Origin of the sequence: Floricoccus penangensis (genome assembly GCF_001832885.1) — a bacterium.
In the GTDB taxonomy this organism is placed as follows: domain Bacteria; phylum Bacillota; class Bacilli; order Lactobacillales; family Streptococcaceae; genus Floricoccus; species Floricoccus penangensis.
Genome location: NZ_MKIQ01000004.1, coordinates 38,611 through 45,439 on the forward strand (window position 1 = coordinate 38,611; position 6,829 = coordinate 45,439).

Sequence of the window (6,829 nt, forward strand, 5' to 3'; positions counted from 1 at the left end):
TTTGAGTACGTATTTTTTGTACTTATAATAAGTGGTTTTCAATTAAAATAGTATTGTGGAGTAAAAGGAGAATATATATGGAAAAATCAAAATCAAAAATTGTCAAATGCATATTGCTTGTAATTACTGTCGTTATCACTGGGAAAGTCAACATAGTCAGAGTAGAAGCAACAAATATTTTTGAAGGTGAAAGCTTTTCTCAAAGATTTGATTATTATGATCCAGATACAATGGAGATAGCAGATGGTTGGTCTAATGGAAGTATGTTTAACTGTACATGGAGAAATAGTAATGTAAGATTTACTAATGGGAGCATGAACTTATTTATTAATAACGATGTTTCAGGAAGTTTAACTAGATATTCAGGAGCGGAAGTTCGTACGCAACAATATTTCCAATATGGAATGTATGAGGTTAAGATGAAACCTATCAAAAATGATGGAGTTGTAAGCTCATTCTTTACCTATACAGGGCCAACTGACGGTACACCGTGGGATGAAATCGATATAGAATTTCTTGGTCGTGATACCTCTAAAGTTCAATTTAATTATTTTACAAATGGTGAAGGAGACCATGAGTACGTATATGATTTAGGTTTTGATGCATCAAATACCTCTCATACATATGGTTTTGATTGGCAAAAAGACCACATTACTTGGTATGTAGATGGTAATCCAGTTTATACAGCAACAAAAGATATCCCAACACATGCTGGTAAGATTATGCTAAACGTATGGCCTGGAACGGGTGTTGATGATTGGTTAAAACCTTTTGATGGTAAAACCCCAATAACAGCACAATATGACTATATGAGTTTTAAAAAATCAGCCTCTACTTCTCAACAAACAAGTGGATATATTAATTGGGAGACAGATGCCGCTTGGGATCAATATCTTTTAGAAAAAGATAATTCAGCAACAACAGTTTATCGACATAATCGTAAAGATCAATGGGCTTATCTAACTGGAAAGTTAAGTAATCAAGTAACAAATCCTAAAAAATATCGTATGAAATTAAACTTTATTGAAGGAAATATTTTAGCATTAACAGTAAAAGTTAAAGATATTTATGGGAATGAACAAGAAATAGGACAAGTAAGTTATTCTGACTATGAAAAAGGAATGAAAGAGTTTGAATTACCAGTGGATTATGTTGGGAAAATAAGTCAAATAATACTTATGATTAATTCAAATCCAAACCAATTAGATCTTCGTTATGATGCAGATTGTAGAGTAGAAATATTGGATGCAGGTTTAAGTAATTAAAAGCCTTGAAAAATGTTTTTCAAAAATCTAGAATAAATAAATTAGAAGTGGGTAATAGTTTCCACTGTTGATTGCATAACAAATTTATAATGGTTTAATATTTTACTTTAACTAAGCTGTACTAGTTTTAGTTATTAAACTTTAATAACGATATTAAAATTCTTAGTAGAGTGACACTTCTTTATAAATATGAGCATATTCAAGCTTGAAAAGCATAATATAAAATATTTTTTAAAATATAATACGTATTCTATAAAAAAGAATGCGTTTTTTTGTATTGTTATATGATATAATGCTATTTATAGTGGGTGAACTGTATACATGAGATGATTGCTTGCTATAACAAATATCAAGGGGAAAGATGATGATTAACAAAATCCAAAAACCTATTACTCTCTTGATGTTACTTTTAATGCTACCTTTTGCTTCTATTGGAGAAGTTGTAGCCTTAACAGTAGATCAGAGTAATAAGAATGACGTGGTTCTCTTGGATGAGAACAAGGAAGAGGCTAAGGAAGTAACTACCGATAAAAATGGAGTAGTGGACTTCTATGCTGGAGTGACCAATGGCGACACTTTGAGACTAATGAGCAACCAACCAGTCGAACTCTCAACAGTTGATACAGGCCTAACAATCACCCCAATTGACCAAACAACCTATGATCTTTCATGGGTAAAAGTTGGAAGTAATACTTCAAAGGTGAAGTTAAAAACCTCTGGAGATTCAGACTTACAACTTAAATTAGCAAGCAAGGATAATGAAAGTACAAAAACACTTTTAATCCAAAAAGCACTTGCAGTTACTGAGAAAACAGAAGAATCAGTTCCAGCAAGTGAATCTTCAAAAGATGAAGATACAACTCCTTCAACATCGGTGGATGAAACACCTAAAAAGAGTGAAGAGAAGAAACCTGATGCATCAGCTGTAAAAGATGATAGTGATGGTGAAAAAGCAGCAATTGTAGCTGCTGTTGATGGCAATATTAAAGTTGAATCATTAGATTTCGTTAATACTCCTGATACTCTTGAATATTGGCAAACTGGAAGTTTGAACTTCAAAATAGGTATTAGTGGGAATACTACTGGAACAGCAATAGTTAGATATTATATGTCTTCTGATTTTTCAGAAGGTAACCTAGTACCAAATGATGTATCAAAGTTTCCAGATATTCCAGGCTCGATTAGTAAAACATTAGGAAGTAAGATAATTGACGGCAGAATGTACTACTATGTTGATTATTTAAGACCTGTTAGCAGTCAGGTGGATTCAGTTGAAATTCCTTATTCACTAACTCTGCCAGGATTGGAAAGTGGTAAAGTTATGCCACAAGAGTATACCAAGGATTTTAAAATAGAAGTGATCAATCCTTTGACTAATGAAGTAGTTGGTGAAACTAAATCAAAACAAGTTACCTATACTACCCCAGAATTAAAATTAAGAAAAGGAGTAAATGCATTAAAATCTGACGGTACTAGAATATATGATTTTGGATCAACAGTAACGGGAAATGTTATTGGAACCGAATCACAGCCTGGTAATAAAACGACAGATGAAAATACTACAAATGTAGTTATGTATGATTTTTATCCATATTTTAATTCGACAAATTATGATAGCAAATCCACTGGAGCAGTATTTAATGATTATAAAATACAAGATACTTTGCCAGAAGGGGCAGTTTTTAGAGCAGATTTAAATCCTAATTGGGAATACAATGAAACAACAAGAGTTGCAACCTATGTTGGCAATAAAAAAGATAAAATTGGATTTTTAAATGAAAATAGTGTGGATTTCAATGCAAGATATTCAAGTACGTCTACAAACTATGTAAATAAAAATACCTTATATGTTGAGTTTCCTAACACAAAGGAAGGTGTAGTTAAATCTAATACTAGTGATATAAGCATAAATCAGCCAGGAACAAAATTTACTGTCTCATCAGATAAAGGTGTGACGTATAATCCTTATGATGATAATAAAAATTTAACTGCTGAAAGTATTAAAGATATTAAAACTCAGGTTTTGGATGCCAGTTCATCAGGTTCAGGAAAGTATTCAGTTACTAAAAAGGCAAATTCTACAAAATATTATGATACTGAGTCTTCGCGTGAAACTAGTGAAATGAGGTGGAATATAACTGCTTCTAGTATTGATATTCCTAATTGGGAGAAATTCAAACTCACTGATTTTAATTTAGACGATAGATTCTATTACTCAGGTCTTAGTTTGACAACTAAGGCTGGTACAGGAAATTTTGACGTTTATGGGAAGAACGTTGACGGAACAGTTGTACTTTTGAAAAAAAATTTAACTAGTAGTACCTATGATATTGGAAGGGAGCAAGGCCTTAAACTTGAAAGTATTTGGATTGAAGCTACTGACGGATTTGCAGGAACAACAGCTGGATCTTACATTGTACTATCTGTTAGGACAAAAGCTCGAGATACTGAAAACCCTCTTATAACGGAAGAAAAAATAGACTTAGCTTATAACTCGGCACAGTTAGATGCAAAAGAAACTGGGAAAAGTGAGATAACTAGAAATGATAGAGATAGTTATCCAATCTCAAGAAAAGATACTTCACAAAATGTTATTAAGTATTCAGATAGCACCATTGAATTTAATAAAAATAGCCCATTAAATGCACAGGCAAAAATTTATGGAGTAAGAGGAGGAGAATATAGTGATATTCATTATGCAGTCCTATTACCGGAAAACTTATCAATGGATGAAATATATGCATATTATGAAAAGACAAAAGAATTAGATAACAAAGGTTTTACAAACGATTCAATAGTAACTAATCCTGACATTCAGCTAGATTTAAATTATAAAGGTACAGGTAGACCCGCATTTGTTTATACTGCTGATAAAATTAAGCTTAATAAAGATGATGCAACTATTGTTCAAATAAATAATGAAAATATATTAAAACCAACTATCTTTACACCAAAAGTGTCATATGTTGAACAGTTTTTCTCAGCTAAAAATTTGGATGATAAGGCAAACTATACTATAAGTTCTGCTCAAAATGATAAATATGATATAAATAATAATGGTATTACCACTGATAAAATAAGCTATCAAAAACAAAAATTAGATTATTTAATACCAAAGTTAATTGCTGGTCAAAAGAAGACAAAGGGTGAATATGATACAGGTTTTACTTTAGATCCTGTACCCTCGTATACAAGTAAAGAAAAAGGTTCGGTTTATCAATTTCAAATTGTTAATACAACAACTGCACAGCAAAAAGATTTAGTCGTATTTGATACATTGCCTTTTATAGGTGATACTGATTATACGGGAGATGGAGTATTAAAATCTAGAGGTTCTGAATATAGAATGGAGTTAAAGGGTCCAGTAACGAATAATAAAAATGCGAAAGTTTTATATACTACAAACCCAATTCCAAATAATCAAAAAGATTTACAAGCCTTCTTAGATAATGAAAATAATTGGACAGAAACAGTAAATGACTATAGTGAAGTAACAACATTTAAAATTGTTGGAATAAATTTAGGTGCTAATGAGAAATTACAAGTAAATTATGAAACAGATGTTCAGAATGATGCGAAAGTAGGTCAAAAAGCAGTAAATTCATTTGGTATTGTTCAAAATGGAACTATGCTTGAATCTAATAAGACAACTACTTACATTGATGATAATCTTACAAATATATCAATTGAGAAAGTTTGGAATGATTCAAACGATAAATTAAAAACTAGACCTGATAGTATTCAAGTTGAAATATATCAAAATGGGAAATTGTTTAAAACTGAGACCCTTTCATCAAAAGATGTTGATAAAGAAAATTCGAATAAATGGAAGTTTATTGATTCTGAATTACCTGCTTATGATAAAGAAAATTATCAATATTCTTATACGATAAAAGAGGTTCCAGTTGATGGATACGTATCTGAACCGATAAAAGATGGAGATAAAATAATTGGATTTACAAATACTTTAAATACGATTACAATTTCTGGGCAGAAGATTTGGATAGATAATAATAATATTAATAACAATCGTCCAAATACTATAAAGGTTAATGTGAAAAATGGTAATGAGGTTGTGGCTACCACAGAAGTATCTGCAAAAGATGATTGGAAATATAAGTTTGAAAATCTCCCTGTTGGCGAAAATATAAATTATAGTATCTCAGAAGATGATGTTCAAGGATATTCTTCATCTGTTAATGGAAACAATATAACTAACACAGAGAAACTAACCTCATTAAAAGTAACTAAAATATGGAATGATGAATCAAATAAAGATGGTAAACGTCCAGAAAATATCACTGTCAATCTATTAGCCAATGGTCAACCAGCTCTTGATAAAGATGGAAAACAAATTACTCAGAAATTATCTGCGCCCGAGAGTGATAGTAAATCAGATACTTGGACTTATGAATTTGAAAATTTACCTAAATTTAAAGATGGAAACGAAGTTAAATACTCTGTTGATGAGGTAAATATTCCTAGTGGATATACAAAAGAAGTTGATGATTCTGATAAAACAAATATAATTGTTACTAATTCACATATTCCTGAAAAAACTTCAATTACAGTTAATAAAATCTGGGATGACGGTGATAACCAGGATCATGTTCGTCCACTATCAATTCAAGTTAAACTTTTGGCTGATGAGAAAGATACCGGCATAATTAAAACAATTACTCCAGATGTTGCTGGAAATTGGTCAATAAGTTTTGATAACTTAGATAAGAATAGTGGTGGTTCTGCAATCAATTATAGTTTTGAGGAAATAGTTCCAAAAGGCTACGAGAGTAAAATAAGTGGCGCTACTATTACTAATACACATAAAACAGCGACTGTAAGAGTTACAGCAGAGAAGGTCTGGAAAGATGAAGATGATAAAGATGGTATTCGTCCAGAGAATGTTCAATTTCAACTTTATAAGATCGGTGCTGATGGTGAAAAAGTAACTGTCGGTAAACCTGTTACATTAAGTAAATCCACTGAATGGAATGATTTGCCAGAAAATGACAATGGAATTAAAATAAAATATGAAGTTGAAGAAGTTTCTGTAAAAGAAGGATATACTTCATCAGCAAAAGAAGTTAGTGACGGTGTTTGGGTAATAACAAACTCTCACAATCCAACTCCTCCTATAACTCCTACCACTACTACAAGTATTGAACCAAGTAGTGCTAGTGAGGAATCAAGTTCAACTACCACAAGTAGCGAGCCAACAACTTCAAGCGAGTCATCGAGTTCAACTACAACAAGTAGTTCATCAAGTACCACAAATGAAGAGTCAAGTTCAACTACCACAAGTAGCGAACCAAGTACTTCAAGTGAAGAGTCAAGTTCAACTACCACAAGTAGTAAACCAAGTACTTCAAGTGAGGAATCAAGTTCAACTACCACAAGTAGCGAACCAAGTACTTCAAGTGAAGAATCAAGTTCAACTACCACAAGTAGTTAATCAAGTACTACAAGTGAGGAATCAAGTTCAACTACCACAAGTAGTAAACCAAGTACTTCAAGTGAGGAATCAAGTTCAACTACAACAAGTAGCGAGCCAACAACTTCAAGCG

General features: G+C 31.9%; 2 protein-coding genes. Both read left to right on the forward strand.

Going from position 1 to position 6,829, the window contains the following annotated elements; translation table 11 throughout:
- The first annotated feature begins 77 nt into the window (after positions 1–77).
- Positions 78–1,265: a beta-glucanase gene (gene bglS, locus BG262_RS02265; RefSeq protein ID WP_070787276.1), complete on the forward strand. Its 1,188-nt coding sequence runs from the start codon at positions 78–80 to the stop codon at positions 1,263–1,265.
- 364 nt (positions 1,266–1,629) lie between these two features.
- The gene (locus tag BG262_RS02270; RefSeq protein WP_070787277.1) at positions 1,630–6,717 is read left to right on the forward strand and encodes a Cna B-type domain-containing protein; all 5,088 of its coding nucleotides are present in this window, start codon (positions 1,630–1,632) and stop codon (positions 6,715–6,717) included.
- Positions 6,718–6,829: the final 112 nt, after the last annotated feature.